Annotated in this window: 22 protein-coding genes and 1 tRNA gene; 13 read left to right on the top strand and 10 right to left on the bottom strand. The window is 72.6% G+C overall.

Annotated features, from left to right (window positions below; genetic code table 11):
• Positions 1-142 precede the first annotated feature (142 nt).
• Together ACTIF1_RS05655 and ACTIF1_RS05650 are read left to right on the top strand one after the other, a co-directional pair.
• On the top strand, positions 143-1,609 hold the full coding sequence (locus ACTIF1_RS05655; protein ID WP_439595412.1) for a phytoene desaturase family protein: 1,467 nt from the start codon (positions 143-145) through the stop codon (positions 1,607-1,609).
• On the top strand, positions 1,606-2,544 hold the full coding sequence (locus ACTIF1_RS05650) for a carotenoid 1,2-hydratase (protein ID WP_439595411.1): 939 nt from the start codon (positions 1,606-1,608) through the stop codon (positions 2,542-2,544). Before ACTIF1_RS05655 ends, ACTIF1_RS05650 begins: the two co-directional genes overlap by 4 nt.
• Here ACTIF1_RS05650 and ACTIF1_RS05645 read toward each other — a convergent pair whose 3' ends face one another.
• Positions 2,545-2,811 carry a hypothetical protein gene (locus ACTIF1_RS05645; protein ID WP_439595410.1) on the bottom strand — a complete coding sequence of 89 codons (267 nt, stop codon included), beginning with the start codon at positions 2,809-2,811 and terminating at the stop codon, positions 2,545-2,547.
• 211 nt (positions 2,812-3,022) lie between these two features.
• Here ACTIF1_RS05645 and ACTIF1_RS05640 point away from each other — a divergent pair, with 211 nt between their 5' ends.
• Positions 3,023-3,403, top strand: coding sequence for a c-type cytochrome (locus tag ACTIF1_RS05640; RefSeq protein WP_439595409.1), 381 nt, complete (start codon positions 3,023-3,025; stop codon positions 3,401-3,403).
• Between the two features lie 42 nt (positions 3,404-3,445).
• Here the strand turns inward: ACTIF1_RS05640 and ACTIF1_RS05635 are convergent, their stop codons facing one another.
• The 5 genes from ACTIF1_RS05635 to ACTIF1_RS05615 form a co-directional block, all read right to left on the bottom strand.
• A complete protein-coding gene (locus tag ACTIF1_RS05635) occupies positions 3,446-4,300 on the bottom strand; it encodes an ABC transporter substrate-binding protein (protein WP_439595408.1) in 855 nt (284 codons plus the stop codon).
• The gene (locus ACTIF1_RS05630; protein WP_439595407.1) at positions 4,293-5,087 is read right to left on the bottom strand and encodes a class II aldolase/adducin family protein; all 795 of its coding nucleotides are present in this window, start codon (positions 5,085-5,087) and stop codon (positions 4,293-4,295) included. The genes ACTIF1_RS05635 and ACTIF1_RS05630 overlap by 8 nt, the downstream gene beginning before the upstream one ends.
• 13 nt (positions 5,088-5,100) lie before the next feature.
• Positions 5,101-6,072, bottom strand: a complete 972-nt coding sequence (locus ACTIF1_RS05625) for a Bug family tripartite tricarboxylate transporter substrate binding protein (protein ID WP_439595406.1) — start codon at positions 6,070-6,072, stop codon at positions 5,101-5,103.
• Positions 6,073-6,186: 114 nt separating this feature from the next.
• Complete coding sequence (locus ACTIF1_RS05620; RefSeq protein WP_439595405.1) at positions 6,187-7,233, bottom strand: questin oxidase family protein; 1,047 nt, start codon at positions 7,231-7,233, stop codon at positions 6,187-6,189.
• Positions 7,234-7,314: 81 nt separating this feature from the next.
• The gene (locus tag ACTIF1_RS05615; protein ID WP_439595404.1) at positions 7,315-8,496 is read right to left on the bottom strand and encodes an amidohydrolase; all 1,182 of its coding nucleotides are present in this window, start codon (positions 8,494-8,496) and stop codon (positions 7,315-7,317) included.
• 136 nt (positions 8,497-8,632) lie between these two features.
• On the opposite strand from ACTIF1_RS05615, the gene ACTIF1_RS05610 reads away from it, so the two are divergent.
• The 3 genes from ACTIF1_RS05610 (at position 8,633) to ACTIF1_RS05600 (ending at position 10,827) form a co-directional block, all read left to right on the top strand.
• On the top strand, positions 8,633-9,310 hold the full coding sequence (locus ACTIF1_RS05610; protein ID WP_439595403.1) for an isochorismatase family protein: 678 nt from the start codon (positions 8,633-8,635) through the stop codon (positions 9,308-9,310).
• A complete protein-coding gene (locus ACTIF1_RS05605; RefSeq protein ID WP_439595402.1) occupies positions 9,307-10,737 on the top strand; it encodes a dihydroorotase in 1,431 nt (476 codons plus the stop codon). The genes ACTIF1_RS05610 and ACTIF1_RS05605 overlap by 4 nt, the downstream gene beginning before the upstream one ends.
• A gap of 13 nt (positions 10,738-10,750) precedes the next feature.
• Positions 10,751-10,827 (top strand) — tRNA-Arg (locus ACTIF1_RS05600).
• Between the two features lie 59 nt (positions 10,828-10,886).
• On the opposite strand, the gene ACTIF1_RS05595 is transcribed toward ACTIF1_RS05600, so the two are convergent.
• Positions 10,887-11,480, bottom strand: coding sequence for a TetR/AcrR family transcriptional regulator (locus tag ACTIF1_RS05595; protein ID WP_439595401.1), 594 nt, complete (start codon positions 11,478-11,480; stop codon positions 10,887-10,889).
• A 191-nt stretch (positions 11,481-11,671) separates the two neighbouring features.
• Here ACTIF1_RS05595 and ACTIF1_RS05590 point away from each other — a divergent pair, with 191 nt between their 5' ends.
• The 6 genes from ACTIF1_RS05590 to ACTIF1_RS05565 all read left to right on the top strand — a co-directional run bounded on the left by ACTIF1_RS05590 (position 11,672) and on the right by ACTIF1_RS05565 (position 19,714).
• Positions 11,672-12,163 carry a (2Fe-2S)-binding protein gene (locus ACTIF1_RS05590; RefSeq protein WP_439595400.1) on the top strand — a complete coding sequence of 164 codons (492 nt, stop codon included), beginning with the start codon at positions 11,672-11,674 and terminating at the stop codon, positions 12,161-12,163.
• Positions 12,160-13,215 (top strand): FAD binding domain-containing protein, encoded by a 1,056-nt coding sequence (locus ACTIF1_RS05585; RefSeq protein WP_439595399.1) that lies wholly within the window; start codon positions 12,160-12,162, stop codon positions 13,213-13,215. Before ACTIF1_RS05590 ends, ACTIF1_RS05585 begins: the two co-directional genes overlap by 4 nt.
• Positions 13,208-15,460 carry a xanthine dehydrogenase family protein molybdopterin-binding subunit gene (locus ACTIF1_RS05580; protein ID WP_439595398.1) on the top strand — a complete coding sequence of 751 codons (2,253 nt, stop codon included), beginning with the start codon at positions 13,208-13,210 and terminating at the stop codon, positions 15,458-15,460. The genes ACTIF1_RS05585 and ACTIF1_RS05580 overlap by 8 nt, the downstream gene beginning before the upstream one ends.
• Before the next feature lie 79 nt (positions 15,461-15,539).
• A complete protein-coding gene (locus ACTIF1_RS05575) occupies positions 15,540-16,586 on the top strand; it encodes an NAD(P)H-dependent flavin oxidoreductase (RefSeq protein ID WP_439595397.1) in 1,047 nt (348 codons plus the stop codon).
• Between the two features lie 202 nt (positions 16,587-16,788).
• Positions 16,789-18,282: an ATPase domain-containing protein gene (locus ACTIF1_RS05570; protein WP_439595396.1), complete on the top strand. Its 1,494-nt coding sequence runs from the start codon at positions 16,789-16,791 to the stop codon at positions 18,280-18,282.
• Positions 18,275-19,714, top strand: a complete 1,440-nt coding sequence (locus tag ACTIF1_RS05565) for an HWE histidine kinase domain-containing protein (protein ID WP_439595395.1) — start codon at positions 18,275-18,277, stop codon at positions 19,712-19,714. Before ACTIF1_RS05570 ends, ACTIF1_RS05565 begins: the two co-directional genes overlap by 8 nt.
• Positions 19,715-19,884: 170 nt before the next feature.
• Here ACTIF1_RS05565 and ACTIF1_RS05560 read toward each other — a convergent pair whose 3' ends face one another.
• Genes ACTIF1_RS05560 through ACTIF1_RS05550 form a run of 3 tightly spaced genes read right to left on the bottom strand, consistent with a single transcriptional unit; the run spans position 19,885 to position 22,554 of the window.
• A complete protein-coding gene (locus ACTIF1_RS05560) occupies positions 19,885-20,742 on the bottom strand; it encodes an amidohydrolase family protein (RefSeq protein ID WP_439595394.1) in 858 nt (285 codons plus the stop codon).
• Positions 20,739-21,719: a Bug family tripartite tricarboxylate transporter substrate binding protein gene (locus ACTIF1_RS05555; protein WP_439595393.1), complete on the bottom strand. Its 981-nt coding sequence runs from the start codon at positions 21,717-21,719 to the stop codon at positions 20,739-20,741. The genes ACTIF1_RS05560 and ACTIF1_RS05555 overlap by 4 nt, the downstream gene beginning before the upstream one ends.
• Before the next feature lie 55 nt (positions 21,720-21,774).
• A complete protein-coding gene (locus ACTIF1_RS05550; RefSeq protein WP_439595392.1) occupies positions 21,775-22,554 on the bottom strand; it encodes an IclR family transcriptional regulator in 780 nt (259 codons plus the stop codon).
• A gap of 88 nt (positions 22,555-22,642) precedes the next feature.
• Between ACTIF1_RS05550 and ACTIF1_RS05545 the strand changes: the two genes are divergently transcribed.
• On the top strand, positions 22,643-23,611 hold the full coding sequence (locus ACTIF1_RS05545; RefSeq protein ID WP_439595391.1) for a Bug family tripartite tricarboxylate transporter substrate binding protein: 969 nt from the start codon (positions 22,643-22,645) through the stop codon (positions 23,609-23,611).
• Positions 23,612-23,618 lie beyond the last annotated feature (7 nt).

The following is a 23,618-nucleotide window of genomic DNA, read 5'->3' as shown; positions in this document are numbered from 1 at the left end:
AGAGTAGATCTGTAGTGGGGATCGCGGCCAGTCGCGTCAATGCAGAATGACGCTTTGAGCCATTTGAGACGCCGTCTTGCCCCCACATCGTGATCTGTCCAGGGCGCTTGACACCCGGCACCCGGCCCAGCCCAATCGGGCCATGGGCCAGGGGGACGCATCCAGCATCGTGATCGTCGGCGCCGGCATGGGCGGGCTGGCCGCCGCGCTGCACCTGGCCGCGGCCGGCCGCCAGGTCCTGCTGCTGGAACGGGCTGCACGGCCGGGCGGCAAGCTGCAGAGCCTGCGGCCGGGCGGGGTGCCGGTGGATGCCGGGCCCGCGGTGCTGGCCCTGCTGCCGGTGTTCCAGGCGCTGTTCGCCACCGCGGGCGCCCGGCTGGAGGACCACCTGGCGCTGCAACCGCTGCGGGTACTTGGCCGCCATATCTGGCCGGATGGCCGGCACCTCGACCTGCTGGCGGACCCCCATGAGGCGGCCGAGGCCATCGGGCATTTCGCCGGGCCGGAGGCCGCGCGCGGCTTCCTGGCCTTCCGCGACCGGGCGGCCCGGTGCTGGGGGGCCTTGGAAAAGCCGTTCCTGACGGTGCAGCGGCCGGGGATGCTGGCGCTGGGGGCGCAGGTCGGCCTCGGCCTGCGCGGCACCTCGCCCTTCGCCACCCTCTGGGACACCCTGGGCGAGCATTTTGCCGATATCCGGCTGCGCCAGGTCTTCGGGCGGATGGCGGCCTATGTGGGATCCTCTCCGCTGCAGGCGCCGGCCACGCTGATGCTGGTGGCGCATATCGAGTTTTCGGGCCTTTTTGCCATCGAGGGTGGCATGGACCGGCTGGCGCAGGCCCTGGCGACGCTTGCCGAGGCGCGCGGCGTGGAGATCAGGCGCGGCGCGGCGGTGGCGGAAATCCTGGTGCAGGGCGGGCGGGTGGCCGGGCTGCGCCTGGCCGATGGACAGCGGATCGCGGCGCGGCAGGTGGTCTGGGCGGCGGATGGCGCCAGCCTCGCCGCCGGCCATGCCGGGGCGGCCGCGGCCCGGGCGGTGCCGGCGCTGCCAGCCTCCCGCCGCTCCTTCTCCGCCTTCGGCTGGGCCATGGCGGGGCGGGCGGAGGGCCTGCCCCTGCCGCGCCAGGCGGTGTTCCACCCGGCCGATCCCACCGCCGAATACATTGCCCTGGCGCGCGGCCAGATGCCGGCGGCGCCCAGCGTGACGCTCTGGGCGCAGCAGCGGCTGGACCCGGCGCCGGCGCCGGAGGGTGCGGAGCCGCTGATGGCCCTGGTGCCGGCCCCGGCCCGGGCGGATGCGCGCGACCTGCCCGCCGGCCCGGCCGAGGCGGCGGCGCTGGCGGCGATGGCGCGCGCGGGCGTGCAGCTGCGGCGGGAGGCCGTGCTGGGCGTGACGCCGCGGGATTACGAGGGCCAGGCGCCGGGCAGCGGCGGGGCGATCTATGGCCAGGCGGTGCAGGGCTGGCAGTCCATCTTCAGCCGGCCGGCGGCGCGCACGGCCCTGCCCGGGCTGGTCCTGGCCGGCGGCACCACACATCCGGGGGCGGGGCTGGCCATGGCCGCGCTCTCCGGCCAATTGGCGGCGGCGGCCGTGATCGGGGAGCGGGGATGAGGGAACGCGGTTGGGAATTCGACCGGCCGGCAGCGCCGCGCGGCTATGGCTGGTGGTACCTGGATGCGCTGAGCGCGGATGGGCGGCACGGCATCACCATCATCGCCTTCATCGGCACCGTCTTCTCCCCCTGGTACAGCCTGGCCAAGCGCGGCGGCGCGCCGGCCGACCCGGAGAACCATTGTTGTGTGCATGTCGCGCTCTATGGCGCGCCAAGACGCTGGGCGATGACGGATCGGCGCAAGTCTGCCCTCCGCCGCGGCGCGGATTTTCTCCACATCGGGCCGAGCGCGCTGGAATGGGACGGCACTGCGCTCACCGTGCGGATCGAGGAGGTCACGGCCCCCTTCCCCCAGAAGCTGCGGGGCAAGGTGGTGCTGCGGCCGGAGGCGGTCTCCACGCGGGCCTTCCAGCTGGATTCGGAGGGCCGGCATCACTGGCACCCGATCGCCGCGCGGTCCTCGGTGGAGGTGACGCTGGAGGAGCCGGCGCTGCGCTGGTCCGGCCCGGCCTATTTCGACACCAATTGGGGCAGCGCGCCGCTGGAGCAGGATTTCGTCGGCTGGGACTGGTGCCGCGCGCCGATGCCGGAGGCGACGGCCATCCTCTACAATGCGCAGCGCCGCGATGGCACGGACCAGTCCCTGGCGCTGCGGGTGGCGCGCGACGGCAGCGTGACGGATTTCGAGCCGCCGGCGCCGGTCGCGCTGCCCAGGACCCTGTGGCGCATCCCCCGCCCCACCCGGGCGGAGGGTGGCGCGGCGCGGGTCGTCAACACCCTGGTGGATGCGCCCTTCTATTCCCGGTCCGAGATCCAGACACGGCTGCTGGGCCGCGATGCGACGGCGATCCACGAAAGCCTCTCGCTGGACCGTTTTTCCTCCAACGCCATGTACGCCATGCTGCCCTTCCGGGTGCCGCGGCCCTTATCGTAGTCAGCGGCGCAGCCGCACCGCCAGGTCGAACACATGGGTGGCCAGGGCAGCCAGCAACGCGGCTGCGACGAGCCCCCAGCCGGCGCCCGTCAGCGCCGCGCGCAGCGCCAGGGCGAAGGCCACACCGGGCAGCACCAGCCCGGCCAGGGCCGCCGGACGCAGCCCGCGCCCGCTGCGGCGGTGCCAGGCGAAAAGCAGCGCCGCCTCCGCCACCAGCACCGCCAGCACCAGGTCGGCAACGCGGCCGGAGGCGAAGAATTCAGCCATGCTGCGGCATTGCTCGATCCCCCATGGCCCAATCCCTCATGACCGAGGTTTCATTCCGTCGCCGCCTTGCGCGGATCGCGGCGGCTGCCACCTTGCCAGCAGCGGGGCCTGCCCACCAGGGAGCTTGCCCCGTCGCATGTTTTCGCCAAGAACCCGCGATGCGGCCGCCGCGTTCAGCACGCGGGGAGACTGAACCAGGAGGATGCCTCGGATGCGACGTCTGACACTCACGCTTGCCACGGTCCTTGCCCTCGCGCCCTTCGCGGCCAAGGCGCAGGAGGGCGATGCCGCCGCGGGCCAGCGGGTCTTCAACCAGTGCCGCGCCTGCCACACCATCAATGAAGGCGGCCGCAATGGCGTCGGTCCCAATCTGCATGGCATCGTCGGCCGCGCGGCCGGGTCGGTCGAGGGCTTCCGCTATTCGGCCAATATGCAGGAATGGCGCCAGGGGCAGACCTGGACGGAAGAGAATCTCCGCGCCTACCTCACCAATCCCAAGGATGTCCTGCCCCGCGGCAGCATGTCCTTCGCGGGCCTGCGCAATCCGCAGCAGCTGAACGACCTGATCGCCTATCTCAAGACCAACCCCTGAGGCGCGTCCCGGCCGAGGTCGCACGACCTCGGCCGGCGCGGTTCACGGCACCGAAGCCGGCAGGCCCGCGAAAGCCTCCTCCGGCGTGAAGCGGTGCGGCAGCAGGCCCTGCTCCGCGCAATAGTCGATCGCCAGCGCCAGGGCGGGCCGCAGTTCCGCGCGGCTGCGGACGGCGGCGCCCGACTCCTTCAGCATCCGCAGCACTTCCGGCACCAGGTCCGGGTCCGCCTCCACCACATCGCGCCGCATCACCACCAGGTGGTTCACCGGCAGGAAGCCGTGCCGGGCCTGGAAGGCGGCGCCGGCGGCCTGGGGGTCCGGGAAGACCGGGCGCAGATCCGGGTCCTCCGGCAGGTCATTGCCGAAGATCGCCGCATCGGCCTCGCCGGATTTCAGCAGGCCGAGCAGGTCCTGGCCCTTTTCCGCGCGGCTGACCCAGGGCGGGTCCTGGAACTCCGCGACATGGGCGTCCTCGAAGGTGGTCCAGCGTTGCTGGTCCGCCCTCACGTCGAAGGATTCGGCCAGGCTGCCACGCAGCCACATGCCGGTGGTCTGGCTATAGGCCCGCACCGCGATGCGCGCGCCGGCGAGATCCGCCGGCCCCTGCACCGGGCCGTTCTTGCGGCAGAGCAGCGCGGCCTCCTGCGCCCGTTCCACCAGCACCACCGGCAGCAGCACCAGCGGCTTGTCATAGGCGCGGGCCATCAGGAAGGTGGCGATCGCCATCTCGCTGACCTGGTATTTCCCCGACCGCACCATCGGCGCGAAAGCCTTGGAGATCGGCGCGACCTTTTCGAAGTCCAGCCGCAGCCGGCCGGACGGGATCTCGCCGTCCAGCAGGCGTGCGGTGCCGGGGTAGCGGCCGAGGGCGGCCGTCAGCACAGGCAGATCAGTCACGATAGCTGGGGTCCATCCGGTCCAGCTTGCGCAGCAGCGCCGGCCATTCCATGACGCCATAGGGTCGGCGGGTGCCCGGCTGGTAGTTGTTCCAGGTGGCGTCGATGACGGCCTGCGGCACTTCCACCAGCTTCTGGCCGGTGGCCTGGGCGGCGAGCTGCGCGCGGCAGGACAGTTCCAGCCGGTGCATGGCGTTGAAGGCCTCGCCCACCGTCTTGCCCACGGTCAGCAGGCCGTGGTTGCGCAGGATCAGCGCGTTGTTGTCGCCGAGGTCGCGCACCAGGCGCTCCTGCATCTCCAGGTCCAGCACCACGCCCTCGTAGTCGTGATAGCCGATCCTGGCGAAGCGCATGGAGGTCTGGTTCATCGGCAGCAGGCCGCATTCCAGCGAGGAGACCGCCATGCCCGGCCAGGTATGGGTGTGGATGACGCAGGCGATCTCGTGGCTCGCCTCATGGATCGCGCCGTGGATGACGAAGCCGGCGCGGTTCACGCCATAGCCGAGGCCACCGGGGAATTCCGGCTTGGCCAGCACATTCCCCTTCACGTCGATTTTTACCAATGAGGACGCGGTGATTTCCTCGTAGAGCATGCCGTAGGCATTGATGAGGAAGGCATTGTCCTCGCCCGGTACACGGACGGAAATGTGGTTCGCGGCCATGTCGGACATGCCGTAGAGGTCGATCAGCCGGTAGCAGGCGGCGAGGTCCACGCGCGCCTGCCACTCCTCCGGCGTCACGCTGTCGCGCAGCGAGGGAATGCGAAAACGGTCGGGGCTGTCGGGCATCGGTCTGTCTCCGTTACTCGGGAAGGGCGCCGGCAATGCGAACAATCTCGCGCCAGCGATTGATCTCATGCGCCAGGAAGGTGCGGAAGGCCTCGGGGCCATTGCCCACCGGATCGGCGCCCTGCTCGATCATGGTCTGCGCATTGCGCGGCAGGGCGAGCGCGGCGTGCACATCGGTGACGATCTTGTCGATGACCGGCTTCGGCGTCGCCGCCGGCGCCACCATGCCGAACCAGGAGGAGGCATCGAAATCCGGATAGCCCAGCTCCACCATGGTCGGCACGCTGGGGTTGGAGCGCGACCTTTCCATGGAGGAGACGGCCAGCGGCCGCAGCCGGCCATCCCGGATATGCGACATGACGGAGGGGATGGTGGCGAACATGAAGTCGACACGGCCGGCCAGCAGGTCGTTCAGCGCGACGGCGCCGCGATAGGGCACGTGCAGCGTGGTGATGCCCGCCATCTGGTCCAGCATCACGCCCGACAGATGCGCGGAGGTGCCCACGCCGGTGGAGCCGTAGCTGAGCGCGCCCGGCCGGCGCTTCGCCTCCGCCACCAGCCCCGGCACGTCGCGGATCCGCGAGGCCTCCGGCACCACCAGGATATTCGGCACGCCCGCCAGCAGCGTCACCGGCGCGAAGTCGCGCAGCGTGTCGTAGGGCATGTTCTTGACCAGCGACTGGTTCACCGCCAGCGGCCCGACCGAGCCGACCAGCAGCGTATAGCCATCGGGCGCGGAGCGCGCGACGTATTCGCTGCCGATATTGCCGCCGGCGCCGGGGCGGTTCTCGATGACGACCGACTGGCCCCAGGTTTCGGTGAGCGTCGCGCCGATCAGACGGGCGATGATGTCCGTGGTGCCGCCGGGGGTGAAGGAGACGACGAGGCGCACCGGCCGGTTGGGCCAGGCCTCCTGCGCCCGGGCGCCTGGCGCCGCCAAAGCGAGGAAAGGTAGGGCGAGCGCGCCGCGGCGTCCGAGGGTCATGGGTCGTTTTCTCCCGCCGGGCGATCTGCCGCCGCCCGCTTCACCCCGGCAGGATGCGCCGGGGCGGCCCATGCGACAAATGGGAAGAATGAGCCGGCCGTTTCCTTTTGTGCATCAATTCTCCCACCCCGGCAGCAGGCCGACGCGCCGCGCCGCCACCACGCGGTAGAGCGGGTCGCCCCAGACCGCCTCCTCGCAGCGCGCGGAATAGACCAGGGAGACGTCGTGCTCCTCATCCGAGGCGCGGGCGCGGGCGGCGATCTCGTCCCAGCCGGGGGCGGGCAGTTGGCGCTGGCGCGCGGCCTCCTCCGCCGTCAGCGGCAGGGGGAACTTCATCTTCGGATAGACCGAGGCGATCGCCTGCCAGAAGAAGCGGATGGCGCGTTCCCGGTCCGCCGGATCCAGCACCGGCAGGATCAGCCGCAGCCAATGCGTGCCGGAGACGGCGTGCAGGGCGCAGAACTCGCCGGTGGCAGCGAAGATCATCAGCGAATCCTGCGCCATCTTCGGGATGGTGTCCGGCTTCACCTCCAGCCAGTCATGCGCGGGCGCGAAGGCGGGCATGGCGGCGACACGGCGCATGGCGTGCCACAGCAGGCCATCGTCGAATTCCAGCGCGCGCAGCGTCGGCTCCTCCGCCACGCGCAGCAGCACGCCGGCCGGGCGGTCCGTGATCGGCGTGGCACCCACGCCCTCCCCCAGCGGCAGGTAGGTGGCGGCCCAATAGCCCAGCGCCTCCGCCACCTCCGCCGGGCTGTTCGAATCCTGGGCATAGGCCAGGCGCATCAGCGCATGCAGGGCGCTGGCCGCGATGCCCGGCAGCAGCCGCGGCAGGTAGTGGCGCTGCAGCGTGGCGGCGCTGCCGAGGCGGGCCAGCTCATCCCGGAAGAATTTTCGGTAGGCGGCCTCCGCCCGGCGGTCGCCGAGGCGCGCGGTCCAGTCGTTGCGCGCGATCGGCGCATCCAGCGGCAGCATGGGGGAAAGCCGGTTGTCGCGGATATAGGCCGCGAGGAAGCGCTGCGCCTCGGCCTCCGTCCCGCCCAGCCGGCGCTGCGCCCAGAGCACCATGGCGGCGTGGTTAGCCAGGGTCTCGCCGAATTCCGCGCTGAGGCCGCGTGCCTCGGTCAGGGCATCGGTGTGGGTGGCGGCACTCTGTTGCATGGCGTCTCCGCGGGGCGGCAGGGGCCCCTGTTGTTCGGCCGGTCGATGCAATCCTCACGCCATGGCGGGCGCAGGTCCAGGTCAGGCCGCGAGCACGCCGTTGCGCGCAACGATCCGCCCCGCCTTCACCACCAGGGCCCGCGGCGGCGCGGTGGCCACCGCCTCCGGCACATGGGCGGCGGCCACCAGCAACAGGTCGGCGTGCGAACCCTCCGCCAGCGCCGGATCGGGCAGGCCCATCACCCGTGCCGGCGCGGCGGTGACGAGATCGAGGCCCAGGCGCAGCTCCGCATCCGTCAGCAGCGCGGCGCGGTAGCCGACCAGCCGGGCGCGCTCCAGCATGTCGCCATTGCCATAGGGCGACCAGGCATCGCGGATATTGTCGGAGCCGACGAAGACCGTGACGCCTTCCGCCACCAGCCGCTTCACCGGCGGCATCGCCTCCGGCCCCGGGCCATTGGTCATGATGGCGACGCCGGCCCGCGCCAGCTCCGCCGCCGTGCGCGCCAGCGTCGCCTCCGCCACCTGGCCCAGCGCATAGGCATGGCTGACGGCGACGCGGCCCTGCAGCCCGGCGGCCAGGGTGCGGGCGGCAATGCGGCGGAGTTCGAAGGCGCCGAGCTCGCCGGGGTCGTGCAGGTGGATGTCGATCGGCACGCCACGGCGTTCGGCGATGCCGAAGACGATGGCGAGCTGCGCCTCGATATCCTCGTCGATGCCGGCGGGGTCGAGGCCGCCCACCACATCGGCGCCGGCGGCGACCGCATCTTCCAGGATTTGCGCATGATGCAGCACGCCGGATTGCGGAAAGGCGACGATCTGCAGGGACAGCAGATGCGCCACCTCCCCCCGCAGTTGCAGCAGCGCCTCCAGCCCCGCCAGGCCGATCTCGGCATCCACATCGACATGGGTGCGGATGGCGGTGGTGCCGCGCGCGGCGATGGTCTCGACCAGCCGGCGGGCGCGCAGCGCCATCGGTTCCGCGATCGCGCGCAGCTGCGCCTTCTCCGCCGCGATGCGCCCGGCCACGCTGCCATCGGGCCGATGCGGCGCCCAGGGCAGGCCGACAAAGGTCTTGTCGAGGTGGATATGGCCATCCACCAACCCGGGCAGGGCCAGCAGGCCGCGGCAGGGCTCCACCGGGCCGCCGGCCAGGCTGCCGGCGGGCGCGATCCGGGCGATGCGGCCGCCGCGCAGGCCGAGGTCGCAGTCAGCCTCCCCGAGCCGCAGGTCGGACAGGATCAGGTCGAAGGCATCCGGCATCGGCGGGGGTCCCGTGGCTGTCCGTGGGGGCAAAAGCTGTGGCACGCGGCCGGGGACCGTGGAAGGTTTGCGGTTCGGCGATGGTCTAGGATACACCTTGTGTGCTCACATGGTGGCGTGCAGGGGGAAAGTCCGGATGAAGCCATGGGACGGAATCATCTCGGAGGAGGAGCAGCGCGCCTATGCCGCCGCCGGCTTCGGCCGCCGCGCCGGGCTGGGCCGCAGGCCCGCGCTGCTGGTGATCGACGTGCAGTACCGCACCACCGGCACCCGCCCCATGCCGTTCTGGGAGGCGGTGGCCGAATATCCGACCAGCTGCGGCCAGGTGGCCTGGGAAGCGGTGGCGCAGATCCAGAAGCTGATGGCGCTGTTCCGCGGCCGCGGCTGGCCGGTGCTGTTTCCCCATGTCTCGCCCAAGGAAAGCTTTGACGGCGGGCGGCTCGCGGCCAAGGTGCCGGCGCTGATGACGGTGCCGGCCGAGAGCTATGCCTTCGTCGCGGAAGTGGCTCCGGAGCCCGGCGATATCCTGCTGCCCAAGAAGCACCCCAGCGCCTTCTTCGGCACGCCGCTTGCCAGCTACCTGGTGGATCTGGGCGTGGACTCGCTGGTGGTCACCGGCTGTACCACCAGCGGCTGCGTCCGCGGCTCGGTGGTGGATGCCTTCGCCTATAACTGGCGCGTGCTGGTGCCGCAGGATGCGGTCTATGACCGCAGCGCCACCTCGCACGCCGTGAACCTCTTCGACATGGCGGCGAAGTATGCCGATGTGATGTCGACGGAGGAGGCGCTTGCGGCGCTGGGCGCGCTGCCGTGACGCGCCACGACCTGCTGCTGCGCGGCGCCACGGTGGTGCTGCCGGGCACCGGCCCCGTGGCCTGCGACATCGCCGTGGCGGAGGGCCGCATCGCCGCCCTGCTGGCACCGGGCGCCGCGGCGGAGGCCGCGGAAAGCTGGGACCTGGCCGGGCTGGTGGTGCTGCCGGGGGCGATCGACGCGCATCTGCATCTCGGCCACGGCGCCGACATTTCCCGGCCCCGGATCCCCGAGGATGCGGCGGTGGAAAGCGGGGCGGCGGCGGCGGGGGGCATCACCTGCTTCCTGCCCTACCTGATGGCGACCGACCCTTTTTCGCAATTCTGGGAGGAGGTCGTGGCGGTCACCGCGGCCGGGTCGCGCATCGACTTCGGCTTCCACCCGATCATCTCGACCGAGGCGCAGCTGGCCGAGGTGCCGCTCTATGCCCGCGACTATGGCGCGCCGAGCTTCAAGATCTTCATGAACAACCGCGGCGGCGAGGGAAAGCGCCTCGGCCTGCCCGATATCGACGACGGCTTCCTGCTGCGCCTGGCGGAAGCCGCCGCCGCGCATGGCGGCATGGTCTGCCCGCATCCCGAGACCATCGAGCTGGCCTGGGTCCTGCGCGCCAGGGTGATGGCGGCGGACCCCGAGGGCGCCGGCGGCCTGGCCAGCTGGAACGCCTCCCGCCCCCCCTTCGTCGAGGCCGATGCGGTGCAGCGCGCCGGGCTGGTGGCGCGCCATGCCGGCGCGCCGCTCTACATCGTGCACACCTCCTCCGCCGCCGCGCTCGACGCCGCCCGGCAGCAGCGGGCGCTGGGCGGGCGGGTCTTCATCGAGACCTGCCCGCACTACCTGACCCACGACATCGGCTGGGCCGGCGGCGCGGTGGGCAAGATCAACCCGCCCCTGCGGGACGCGGCGGACCGGGCGGCGCTCTGGGCGGGGCTGGCCGATGGCAGCATCGACACGGTGGCGACGGACCATGTGCATCGCGACCTCTCGGGCAAGGAAGGCGGCATCTGGAAGGCCTCGCCCGGCTGCCCGGGGCTGGAGACGCTGCTGCCGGTGCTGCTCTCCGAAGGCCATGCGAAGCGCGGCCTGCCGCTGGCGCGGATCGCGGAACTGGTCTCCGGCAATCCGGCCCGGATCATGGGGCTGCCCCGCAAGGGCGCCATCGCGCCCGGGATGGACGCCGACTTCGCCATCATCGACCCAGCCGCCCGCTGGAAGGTGACGCGGCAGGGCGTACATTCGGGCGCCGGCTACTCGATCCATGAGGGCTGGGAGATGCAGGGCCGGGTGGTCCACACCCTGGTGCGCGGCCGCGCCGTGCTGCGGGACGGGGCGCTGGTCGAAGGCTGCGCGGGCACCGGCCGCTACATCCGGCGGCGGCTGGAAGGGGCCGCGCGATCGGGACTTCCCCCGGCCGCCGCGCCGGGCTAAAGACGTCGCCGCTGGACCCGTAGCTCAGCTGGATAGAGCGCTGCCCTCCGAAGGCAGAGGTCGTACGTTCGAATCGTATCGGGTCCGCCAATCCCCTCCGCCGTCATCCTTCTCCGGTCCGCGGCTGGCGGTCAGGGCGGCCGGCGCGTTCACGGCGCCGGCGGATCGCCGCGCCGCAGCCCGTCCAGGAAGACGTCGAGCAGCCGCAGCGCCCGGCCCTGCCAGTCCGGCCCTTCCTGCAGGTAGCAGAGGCCGACCACCGTACGCAGCACATCCTCCGCGGTGATATCGGCCCGGGCCTCCCCGGCCTCCGCCGCGGGATGCAGCAGCAGGCCGATCGCCTCCTGCAGCCGCCGGGTGGTGAAGGCCATCAGCTCCGGCGGCTTGTGCGCCGCCATGGCCAGGGCGGCGCCCATGCCCTTCTTGGTGGCGACCAGCTGGACCAGGGCCTGCATCAGCCGGCGCAGGCCCTCCAGTCGGTCCGGCTCCGATGCCAACCGGGCGGCGAGCTCGGCCAGCTGCTCCACCTCGCGCCGATAGACCGCCTCATACAGCGCCTCCCGCGTCGGGAAGTGGCGGTAGAGCGTGCCGATGCCGACGCCGGCCTGCCGCGCCACCGCGGCCAGGCCCACCTCCGTCCCGCCCTGGCTGAAGACCACCTTGGCGGCCTCCAGCACCCGCTCCCGGTTCCGGATGGAATCGGCGCGGGGCTTGCGATCGGCGGTCACGGCATCCTCGGGCATGGGCGGACAGGCTCTCCTTCACGAAACGGAGCATCGCTCCGTTTCTGCTTGCAAGCGGAGGGTCCCTCCGCATATGACGCCGCAACGGCGGTGGGAGGCAAGCCCAATCCGACCGCCCGCCGCCCGCACCGGCAGACTAGGGATCCCCCGCCCGCCGGCCTACCCCGTATTCCCAGCATCGGAGGCTCCGCATGAGCTTGTCGGTCACCCTCACCGTGAACCGCGTCCAGCACCGAGTCCTGCTGGACGATCCGCGCGTCACCCTGCTCGACCTGCTGCGGGAAAGGCTGCAGCTCACCGGCACCAAGAAGGGCTGCGACCGCGGCCAGTGCGGCGCCTGCACCATCCTGCTGAATGGCCGCCGCGCGAATGCCTGCCTGGCGCTGGCGCTGAGCCATGACGGGGCGGAGATCCTGACCATCGAGGGCCTGGCGGATGGCGAGGTGCTGCACCCGGTGCAGGCCGCCTTCATCGCCCATGACGCCTTCCAATGCGGCTTCTGCACGCCCGGCCAGATCATGAGCGCCATCGGCCTGATCGGCGAAGGCCAGGCCGGCACGGATGCCGAAAGGGTGCGGGAGGGGATGAGCGGCAATCTCTGCCGCTGCGGCGCCTATCGCGGAATCACGGAGGCGGTGGTCGCCGCCACGCGCAGCATGACCGAGGAGGAGTCAGCGGCATGAATCGCTTCGAATATCTGCGGCCGCAAAGCGTGGCGGAGGCGGTGGCGGCCGCTGCGGTGCCGGGCAGCGCCTTCCTCGCCGCCGGCACCAATCTGCTCGACCTGATGAAGATCGGCGTCGCCCGGCCGCAGCGGCTGATCGACCTGAAGGACCTGCCGGATCTCGATATCATCGAGCAATTGCCGGATGGCGCCGTGCGCATCGGCGCGCAGCTGCGCAATGCCGACCTGGCGCATGATCCGGATTTCCGCCAGCGCTTCCCGATGGTGGCGGAGGCGCTGCTCTCCGGCGCCTCCGCCCAGCTGCGCAACGTGGCGACGGTGGGCGGCAACCTGATGCAGCGCACGCGCTGCGCCTATTTCCAGGACCCGGCCAGCGCCTGCAACCGGCGCGCGCCGGCCAGCGGCTGCGATGCGCGCGGCGGCGAGAACCGCCAGCACGCCGTGCTGGGCTGGAGCGAGGATTGCATCGCCACCCACCCCTCCGACTTCTGCGTACCGCTCGCCGCCCTCGGCGCCATGGTGGAGATCGAGGGCCCGGCGGGGCGGCGGGAGGTGGCGCTGACGGAATTCCACCGGCTGCCCGGCAACACGCCCGAACGAGAGACGGCGCTGGGCCAGGGTGAGCTGGTGACGGCGCTGCGCCTGCCGCCCGCCGCCGCGGCCTTTGCCCGGCATTCCCGCTACGTGAAGCTGCGCGAGCGCACCTCCTTCGCCTTCGCCGTGGTCTCCGCCGCGGCGGCGCTGCGCATCGTCGATGGCCGGATCCAGGAGGCGCGGCTGGCGCTGGGCGGCGTCGCCGCCCGGCCCTGGCGCGCGGAGGAAGCGGAGGCCTCGCTGCGCGGCGCGACCCCCGATGCGGAGGCCTTCCGCCGCGCCGCAACGCTGGCGCTGGAGGCGGCCCGCCCCTCCGGCGACAACGAATTCAAGATCGAGCTGGCGCGGCGCATCGCGCTGCGCGCGCTGCGTCTTGCCGCCGCCGGCACGCCGGACCGGCTGCCGGCCCTGCCGGCCTCTCCCCTCGCCCCCCTCCCCGGAGGTCTGCATGTCTGACATCGACCGCATCCGGCATGGCTCCAGCATCGGCCAGCCGATCACCCGCCGCGACGGCCCGCTGAAGGTCACCGGCCAGGCGCGCTTCGCCGCGGACACCCACAAGCCCGGCCTGCTGCATGCGGTGCTCGCCACCAGCAGCATCGCGCGCGGCCGCGTGACCTTCCTGGACGAGGCCGCGGCACGGGCGCATCCCGGCGTGGTGGCGGTGATGCTGCCCGGCAACCGGCCGGCGCTGGCGCAGCACCCGGACGACAAGTCCGCGCCCTTCTCCTTCAAGATGGATCTGCTGCAGGACGACCGCGTCCGCTATGCCGGCCAGCCGATCGCCGTGGTGATCGCGGAGACGCTGGAAGCCGCGACCGAGGGCGCCGCGCTGCTCGCCCCGCGCTATGCGGCGGAGCCGGTGGAGGTGACGCTGGACGCCCCCGGCGCCTATGTGCCGGAGGCCATCGGCGTGGGCGGCCCCGCTGAGCTGCGGCACGGCGATGTCGAGGCCGGGCTGCAGGACGCGGCGCGGCGGATCGAAGCGGTCTATGAGACGCCGCAGCAGTTCCACAATGCGATGGAGCCGCATGCCGTCGTCGCCGAATGGGATGGCGACAGGCTCTCACTCGACATGCCGACACAGGGCTTCGCGCTGACGCAGATGCGGCTGGCCGGACTCTTCGGCATTCCCGTGGAGGCCATCGCCATCCGCAGCCCCTTCATCGGCGGCGGCTTCGGCTCCAAGCTGCTTGCCGGGCCGCAGGTGCTGGGCATCCTGGCGGCGCGCCTGGTCGGGCGGCCGGTGAAGCTGGTGCTGACGCGGGCGCAGATGTACGGCCCCGTCACGCATCGCGCGCCCACGCGGCAGACGCTGCGGCTGGGCGCCGCGCCGGATGGCGCGCTGCTGGCCCTGCATCACCATGTCCGCACCGCGACCAGCCGCTTCGATGACTTCATCGAACCGGCCGCCAATGCCTCCCATACCCTCTATGCCGCGCCGGCCATCGTCACCACCACCGATGCGGTGCGCCTGGATACCGGCACGCCCGGCTTCATGCGCGCGCCGGGCGAGGCCAGCGGCAGCGCCGCGCTGGAATGCGCGATCGACGAGATGGCCGAGGCCTGCGGCATGGACCCGCTGGCCTTCCGCCTGCGCAACTACGCCGAGGTGGAGCCGATCTCGAACAAGCCCTTCTCCTCCAAGGCGCTGCGCGAATGCTATGCGTCGGGTGCCGCGCGCTTCGGCTGGGCGGGCCGGCCGCTGTCGCCGCGGCAGATGCGGGACGCGGATGGGCTGCTGCTCGGCTGGGGCATGGGCACCGCGACCTTCCCGGCGCTGATGTTCCAGGCGGAAGCCCGCGCCGTGCTGCGGCGCGACGGCACCGGGCTGATGGAATCCGGCACGCATGAGATGGGACAGGGCGCCTGGACCGCCTTCGCCCAGATCGCGGCGGATAGCCTCGGCCTCGACATCGAGAGGCTGGAGCTGCGCGCCGGGCGGTCCGACCTGCCCAATGCCGGCATCGCCGGCGGCTCCGCCCATACCGCCACCGCCGGCAGCGCCATGCAGGCGGCGGGCGAGGCAGCGATTGCGCGGCTGACGGAGCTGGCGGTGGCGGATCCGCGATCGCCGCTGTTCGGCGCCGGGAATATCGGCGTGGTGCCGCGCGGTGGCCGTCTGGTGCGCTGGGACGATCCCTCCCGCAGCGAGGACTATGCCGAGATCCTGGCCCGCGCCGGGCTGGAGCAGGTGGAGGGGCGCGGCAGCGCCGCGGCCGATCCGGCGGCGTCGGACCGCCATGCCATGCACGCGCATGGCGCGGTCTTCGCCGAGGTGAAGGTGGATCCCGATCTGGGCCAGGTCCGCGTCACCCGGCTGGTCGGCGCCTTCGCCGCCGGCCGGATCATCAATCCGCGCCTGGTGCAGAGCCAGTACCAGGGCGGCATGATCTGGGGCCTGTCCTTCGCCCTGCAGGAAGGCGCGGTGCTGGATGCGCGCAGCGGCCGGGTGATGAATGCCGACCTGGCCGGCTACCATGTGCCGGTGAATGCGGATGTCCCTTCCATCGAGGCGATCCTGGTGGAGGAGGAGGACCGGCATGTGAATGCCCTGGGCGTGAAGGGCGTGGGCGAGATCGGCATCACCGGCACCGCCGGCGCCATCGCCAATGCGGTCTGGCATGCCACGGGCGCCCGGATCCGGCACTTCCCGATCACGCCGGAGGCGATCGGGCGCGCCCTGGCGGCGGCGAACTGAGGCATGGGCACGCCCCTCCCGGGGGGCTGCGCCTCCGCGCCCCCCGGTGCAGGATGCGGGGCCGGATAGGAGCCACCGCATGCTCGACCGCCTGGGCGTCACCATCCCGATCATCCAGGCGCCGATGGCCGGCGTCTCCACCCCGGAGCTGGCCGCCGCGGTCTCCGATGCCGGCGGGCTGGGCTCGCTCGGCCTCGGCGCCACCGATGCCGCCGGCGGCCGCGCCATGATCCAGGCGATGCGGGACCGCACGCGACGCGCCTTCAACGTCAATCTCTTCGTCCATGCGCCGGCCAGGCCCGACCCGGCACGGGAAGCGGCCTGGCTGCAGGCGCTGCAACCCCTTTTCGCCGCCCAGGGCGCGGTGCCGCCCGGCGGCCTGCGCAGCCCCTACCGCAGCTTCGCCGAGGATGATGCGATGCTGGCCATGCTGCTGGAGGCGCCGCCGCCGGTGGTCAGCTTCCATTTCGGCCTGCCGGGGGCCGATCGCATCGCAGCGCTGCGGCAGGCCGGCTGCCTGCTGCTGGCCACGGCGACCAGCCCGGCCGAGGCGCGCGCCATTGCGGCGGCGGGGATCGATGCCGTGGTCGCCCAGGGCTGGGAGGCCGGCGGGCACCGCGGCGTCTTCGATCCCGCCGCGCCTGACGACCGCCTCGGCACCCTGGCGCTGGTCCGCCTGGTGGCGGCGCAGGGCAGCGCGCCCGTGATCGCGGCCGGCGGCATCATGGACGGGGCCGGCATCCGCGCGGCGCTGTCGCTGGGCGCGGCGGCCGCCCAGCTCGGCACCGCCTTCATCGCCTGTCCCGAAAGCAGCGCGGAGCCCGCCCATCGGGCCGGGCTGCAGGGCCCGGGCGGCGCGCATACGGTGATGACCCCGGTGATCTCCGGCCGCCCCGCGCGCTGCCTGGCCAATCGCTTCACCGCCTGGGGCGAGACCGCCCCGCGGGCCGTGCCCGACTATCCCATCGCCTATGACGCCGGGAAGGCGCTGGCCGCGGCAGCCCGGGCCCGCGGCGAGGTCGGCTTCGGCGCGCATTGGGCCGGCCAGGGCGCGCCGTTGAGCCGCGCCATGCCGGCCGCGGCGCTGACGGCGCTGCTGTGGCAGGAGGCGACCGCCAGGCCCTGACGCCCCCCAATGCCCGACCCGGCGGCGACGGTGCGCTGAACGAAACTTGTTCGGTCACCTCGGGAATGCTGTCCTTGCCATGCCACCCGGCGCAATGATCGGCGTTAGGCTCTGCCATGACCAGCGAAAGATGCACGCCCCGGCCGATCCGGCCCCCGCAGATGGAGACACGCGCAAGGCGCCCGGGCGCCCGAGGTGGCCGATGACCCCCCCGCCGCGGACCCCGACCGGCGTCGCCGGCCTGGACGCCGTCCTGGAGGGCGGCCTGACGCCGAACCGCCTCTATCTGGTCGAGGGCGCGCCGGGATCGGGCAAGACCACCCTGGCAATGCGCTTCCTGCTGGAAGGCCAGCGGCTGGGGGAGCCAGGCCTCTATGTCACCCTCTCGGAGACGACGGAGGAGCTGCACGCTGTCGCCGCCTCGCATGGCTGGGACCTCGGCGGCCTCGCGCTGTTCGAGCTGGTGGCCGCCGAGGCGGCGCTGGGGCAGGAACGCGAGACCACCCTGCTGCATCCCTGGGAGATCGAGCTGGGCGAGACCGTCGGGCTGATCACGACGGAGGTCGAGCGCAGCGGCGCGGTGCGCGTGGTCTTCGACAGCCTGTCGGAGATGCGGCTGCTGGCGCAGGACGGGCTGCGCTTCCGCCGCCAGGTCCTGGCGCTGAAGCAGTTCTTCGCCCAGCGCGGCACCACCGTGCTGCTGGTGGACGACCTGGCCGGCAGCAGCGGCGTGCCGGACCGGCAGCTGCACAGCCTGTGCCACGGCGTCATCACGCTGGAGCGGCGGACGCTGGACTACGGCGGGACCCGGCGCCGGCTGGAAGTGGCGAAGATGCGTGGCGCGCGGTATCGCGAAGGCTGGCACGACTACGTGATCCGCCGCGGTGGGCTCGAGGTCTTTCCCCGGCTGGTCGCCGCCGAGCATCACGCGCCCTTCGTCGGCGAGTCGGTGACGAGTGGCGTCGCGGAGCTGGACGAGTTGCTCGGCGGCGGCCCCCTGCGCGGCACCTGCCTGCTGCTGAGCGGGCCGGCCGGCTCCGGCAAGTCGACGCTCGCCATGCAATGGGTCCATGCGGCGGCGCTGCGCGGGGAGCGCTGCGCCATCTATCAGTTCGACGAGCGCGCCGGCACGCTGCTGACCCGGCTGGCGCGGCTCGGCCTGGACCTCGGGCCGCATATCGCCAGCGGCCATGTCACGCTGCGGCAGTTCGATCCGGCCGAGGTCTCGCCAGGGGAATTCGCCAGCATGCTGCGCGCCGATGCCGAGGGCGCCCGCATCGTGGTGATCGACAGCCTGAGCGGCTACCTGGCCGCCATGCCGGAGGACCGGCAGGTGCTGCTGCAGCTGCATGAGCTGCTGTCCTTCCTGAACCAGCGCGGCGTGCTGACGCTGCTGACCAATCCGCAGAGCGGGCTGCTCGGCAGCATGCAGAGCCATGTCGATGTCAGCTACCTGTCGGATGCCATCCTTCTGCTGCGCTTCTTCGAGGCCGGCGGGCGCGTGCGCAAGGCGCTGTCCGTCATCAAGAACCGCGGCGGCCGGCATGAGGACAGCATCCGGGAGCTGCGCATCTCCGCCGATGGCCTGCAGGTGGGCGGAACGCTGACGGCCTTCCACGGCGTGCTCAGCGGCACGCCCACCTATACGGGCCAGGAAGCGCCGCTGCTGTCGGGGCGCCCGGGGGCCGATGCCTGAGGTGCTGGCGGAGGATGCCGGCCCGCTGCTGATCCTCGCGCCCTATGGAAGGGATGCCGGGACCGCGGCGGCGCTGCTGGAACGCGATGGCATCGGCTGCCGCAAGCTGCCGGATCTCGCGGCCCTGCGCGCCGCGCTGGATGAGACGGCGGGCGCCGTGCTGGTGACGGACGAGGCGCTGTCGCATGCGGCGCTGGAGGCGCTGGGCGCCGATCTCGCGGCGCAGCCGCCCTGGTCGGACCTGCCCTTCATCGTCCTGACCCGGGGCGGGATCGCGGGCCGCACCGCGGTCGCCGCGCTGCGCCTGCCCGACCGGCTGGGCAATGCCGTCTTCATCGAAAGGCCGCTGAACGCGCTGTCGCTGGTCGGCGCCGTGCGCTCCGCCCTGCGGGCCCGGCGACGCCAGCGGCAGTTGCGCGCGCATCTGCTGGGGCGGGAGGCGGATGCGGCGGCGGCGCGGGCCAGCGAGGCGCATTGGCGCGGGCTGTTCGAGCGGATGCATGAGGGCTTCGCGCTCTGCGAGGTGGTGCGCGACGCCCAGGGCCGGGCCTGGGATTACCGCCTGGTCGAGCTCAACCCGGCCTTCGAGCGGCTGACCGGCATCTCCCGTGCCAAGGCGCTGGGGCAGACCGCGCGCGCGGTGCTGCCGGGTGCGGAGCCGCCCTGGCTCGGGATCTGCGCCGGCGTTGTGGAAACCGGCCAGCCGGCGCGGCTGCTGGACCATGCCACGCGGCCGGGCCGCTGGTTCGAACTGCATGTCTACCGGCCGGAGCCGGGGCGCTTCGCCCTGCTGGTGATGGACGTGACCGAGCGGCGGCAGACGGAGGAGCGCCAGATCCTGCTGACGCGGGAGGTGGACCACCGCGCGAAGAACGTGCTGGCCGTGGTGCAGGCGGCGCTGCGGCTTACGCCGCGGGACGATCCCGGCGCCTATGCCGAGGCGATCGAGGGCCGGGTCGCGGCGCTGGCGCGGGCCCATACGCTGCTGGCCGCCGAGCACTGGTCCGGCGCCGATCTGCGCGCCCTGCTGCGGCATGAGTTGGCCGCCTTCCTGGAGGAGCCCGGCGCCACGCCGCGCGTGCGGCTGGAGGGGCAGGACCTGATGCTGCCGCCAACCCAGGCGCAGCCGCTGGCCATGGCGCTGCACGAACTGACCACCAATGCCGCCAAATACGGCGCGCTGTCCCGCCCCGGCGGGCGCCTGACGATCCGCTGGCAGTTGCGGCCGGGGTCGCGGCTGCACCTGACCTGGATGGAAACCGGCGGGCCGCCGGTGGCCGGGCCGCCGCGCCGCAACGGCTTCGGATCCCGCGTGCTGACCGGCACGGTGCGCGGCCAGCTGCAAGGCCAGGTCGCGCTGGACTGGCAGCCCAGCGGCCTGGTCTGTGAGATGCAGGTGCCGCTGCACGAGGTTGAGGAACCGCCGGCCTAGCGACCGCTTGAGAACGGCGGCCGCTGAGGGTCCGCAGGTGATTTTCGTTCCTGCCAGGCGCGGGATGCAGCCGATGCCGGTTGCATCGGCAAATCCGGCGTCGCGCCATCCGCGCGCCTTCGCGCGCCGCAGGGGCGGAAAAGCGCCGTGGGACCGACCGGCCGCTGTTCTCAAACGGTCTCTGAGGGCGGAAAGCCATAGAGGCGCGCCGGGGTCTCGGTCAGGATGCGGCGGCGCAGTGCCGCATCGGGCGTCCAGTCCAGGAAAACCTGCAGCAGCCGCGCCGCGTCCGGGCGGCCGCCATCCGGGCGTGGATGCGGCCAATCCGTGCCCCAGACCAGCGCCTCCGGATTGGCGGCGACCAGCGCATCGTGGAAGGGCTTTGCCTCGATATAGTCCGGGCCCAGCGCGCCGAGGCGGTAGGTGCCGGAGAGCTTGGCCATGTAGCGGCCCTCCGCCACGCCGCGGCGCAGTGCCTCGAAGCCGGGATCCGCCACGCCGTGGCTGTGATGCATGCGGCCCATATGGTCGACCACGACCGGCACCGGCAGCCTGGCCAGGCGCGGCGCCAGCTCCGGCAGGTGGCGGGCGTCGATCCACAATTGCAGGTGCCAGCCGAGATCGGCCATCACCGGCATCAGCGGCTCGATCTCCGCCAGCCGCACGCCGCCGTGGTAGGCCGCGGCGCCGTCGCGGCGGTATTCATTGGCGCGCAGGCCGCGGATGCCGTCGCGATGCATGGCGCGCAGCATGGCGGGCGTCGCCTCCGCCCCCACCACCGCGACGCCGCGCAGCCGGTCCGGCGCGCGCCGCAGCGCATCCAGCGTGCAGCTATTGTCGCGGTCATAGGCTGAGGGCTGCACGATGACGCCGCGCGCCACGCCCAGCCGGTCGAGCAGCGCCAGGTAGTCCTCCAGCGTCTCGTCTTCCGGCGTGTAGGAGCGCGGCTCGGCATAAGGGAAGCGCGCGGCGGGGCCGAAGATGTGGCAGTGGCAGTCGGTGGCGCCGGCTGGAACAGGCTGGCTCATTCGGGCTTGATCCCGGCGGCCTGCGCGGCCTCCCGCGACCGGGCCAGGTCCTGCGCGATATAGGCGGCGAAGCCAGCGGGGGTGGCGAGCGCGCCGGCGGCGGTCTCCCCGCCCATGCCCGTCATCCGCGCCTGGAAATCCGGCAGCTGCACGATGGCGGCCATGGCGGCGCCCAGCTTGTCCAGCGCCTCGGCCGGCGCGCCGCCGGTGGCGAGCAGCCCGACATAGGATCCTGCGGTGAAGCCGCGCACGCCCTGCTCGTCCATCGTCGGGACATCCGGCAGCGCCGGCAGCCGCGCGGCGGAGGCGACGGCGACGATGCGGCCCTGGCCGGCGCGGTGCAGCGGCAGGGCGGTGGAGAATTCGGTGAAGAGCAGCGGGATATTGCCGGCGATGAAATCCGGCACCGCCGCGCCGCCGCCGCGATAGGGCACGTGCAGCAGCCGGGCGCCGCTGGCGGCGATGAAGGCCTCCAGCGACAGATGCGTGGCGCTGGCGACGCCCGCGGTGCCGACGCCTAGCGCATCCGGCCGGGCGCGGGAGGCGGTGACGACGTCCGCGACGCTGCGATAGGGCGCATTGGCCTGCACCACCAGGCAATGCGGCACCTGCATCGCCATGGCCACCGGCGCGAAATCCTTCGCCGCGTCATAGGGCAGCCGCGCCTGCACCACGGGGTTGACGCTGAGCGGACCGTTCGAGCCGATCAGCAGCGTGTAGCCATCCGGCTGCGCCCTTGCGACGGCGGTGGCGCCGACGCTGCCGCCGGCGCCCGGGCGATTCTCCACCACCACGGGCTGGCCGAGCCTTTCCTGCAGCAGCGGCTGCAGCAGGCGCGCGATGGTATCCGCATTGCCGCCCGCGGCGAAGGGCACGATGACGCGGATGGGCCGGTCCGGCCAGGCAGCGAAGGCGGGCGCGCTGCGCAGCGCGGCGCCTGCGGCGACGGCGCCCAGCAGGGTGCGGCGGCGGGTCATGGGCGTTTCCTCGGTCTTGGTCTTTGCGCGCATCATGGCAGCGGGCCGGGGAGGGTCAACCACCACGTCGTCGCGCCTCCTGGGGCGCAGCCTCCCGCGCCAGCGCCGCATGCACCTCGCGCAGCGCGGCCACCAGGCTGTCGCGCCGCCGCGCCACCTCGGCCTCCGTCGTGCCGAGGCCGATGGCCAGCGGCGGATGATCGGCCAGCGGCGGCAGGGGCATGGCGATGACATTCTGGCCCGGCACGACGGCGCCGCCGCTTTCCAGCCAGCCGCGCAGGCGGGCGGCGCGCAGATCCGCCATCACCGCGGCGATATCGACACGGCGGGCGGGCTCCGCCTCCTCCGCATTGGCGCGGCGCAGGATGCGCTGCGCCTCGGCATCGCTCTTCAGCATCAACAGCGCCTTGCCCACCGCGGCGCGGCCGATGGCGCGCGTCATGCCCGCGCGCATATGCAGGCCGGCGGCGGGGCGGCGGAGCGTCAGGATATAGCGCACCCGCGCGCCGGCCTGCATGCCGATCAGCACCGTCACGTCATGCCGCGCGCGCAGCCGTTCCATCCGCCGCAACAGGCTGCCCTCCCCCAGCAGCCGGTCCTGCATCCAGCCGCCGAGCAGCATGACGCGCAGCGTCGGCCGATAGGCGCGGCTTTCGGAATCCTGTTCCAGGTAGCCGAGGCGGGCGAGGTCGGCGAGCAGGATGGAGGTGCTGGATTGCGGATAGCCGAGGTCGCGCGCCACCTCCGCCACCGTCGCCGCGCGATGCGTGCCGGCGAAGAGCTCCAGCACCTCCAGCGTCCGCTGGGCGGATTTCACGAAGCCTTCGCGCGGCACGGGCACCCTCCCGACAACATCACATATGCGATGCACCACGCCATGCGCGGCGCGTCTAGACTGCGGCAAAACGGGATGGAGGAAACCGATGCTGCACCGCCGCACCCTGCTGGGCACCGCCGCCGGCCTGCTGGCGGCCCCGCGCCTGGCGCGCGCCGCCTGGCCGGACCGGCCGATCCGCATGATGATCCCCTATGGCGGCGGCGGGCAGACCGATGTGGTGGCCCGCCTGGTGGCCGATGCCATGTCGCGCAACCTCGGCCAGGCGGTGACGCCGGACAACCGCCCGGGTGCCGCCGGCGTGGTGGCGGCGGAGGCGGTGGTGCGGTCGCCGCCCGATGGCACCACGCTGCTGGTCGGCACGCGGAACACCCAGGCGATCAACGAGGCGCTGCGCCCCAACCTGCCCTTCGCCCATGCGCGGGACCTGGTGACCATCGGCCTCTATGCCACCACGCCGAATATCCTGCTGGTGCATTCCAGCGTCCCGGCGCGCAACCTTTCCGAATTCGTCGCCTATGCGAAGGCGAATCCCGGCCGGCTGAACTACGCCTCCTCCGGCATCGGCGCGACCACGCATCTCTCCATGGAGCTGCTCAGCGAGAAGGCGGGGATCGAGCTGATCCACGTGCCCTATCGGCAGAGCACCCAGGGCATGACGGACCTGCTGGCCGGCCGCGTCCAGGCGCGGCTGGTGGGGCTGCCGGAGGCGGAGCCGGTGAAGGCGGATCCGGCGATCCGCGCGCTCGGCGTCACCAGCCCACGGCGTTCGCCGAACTGGCCGGAGGTGCCAGCGATCGGCGAGGTGGTGCAGGGCTATGAGGCGCTGAACCTCTTCGGCCTGATGGCGCATGCGCAGACGCCGCGCGAAATCGTGCTGCGGCTGAACGAATCGCTGAACCAGGCGCTCGCCTCCCGCGAGTTGCAGGAAGCCTTTGCCCGCGTCGGCGCCGACCCCGCGCCGCCCAATACGCCGGAACAGGCGGAGGATCGCGCGCTGGCGCAGGCCAATCTCTGGGTGCCGATGATCCGGCGCCTGAACCTGTCGGCCCAGTGAGCGCGGG

This window comes from Falsiroseomonas sp. (assembly GCF_051860665.1).
Lineage (GTDB): Bacteria > Pseudomonadota > Alphaproteobacteria > Acetobacterales > Acetobacteraceae > Falsiroseomonas.
This window is presented reverse-complemented; position numbering and strand designations above follow the sequence as displayed.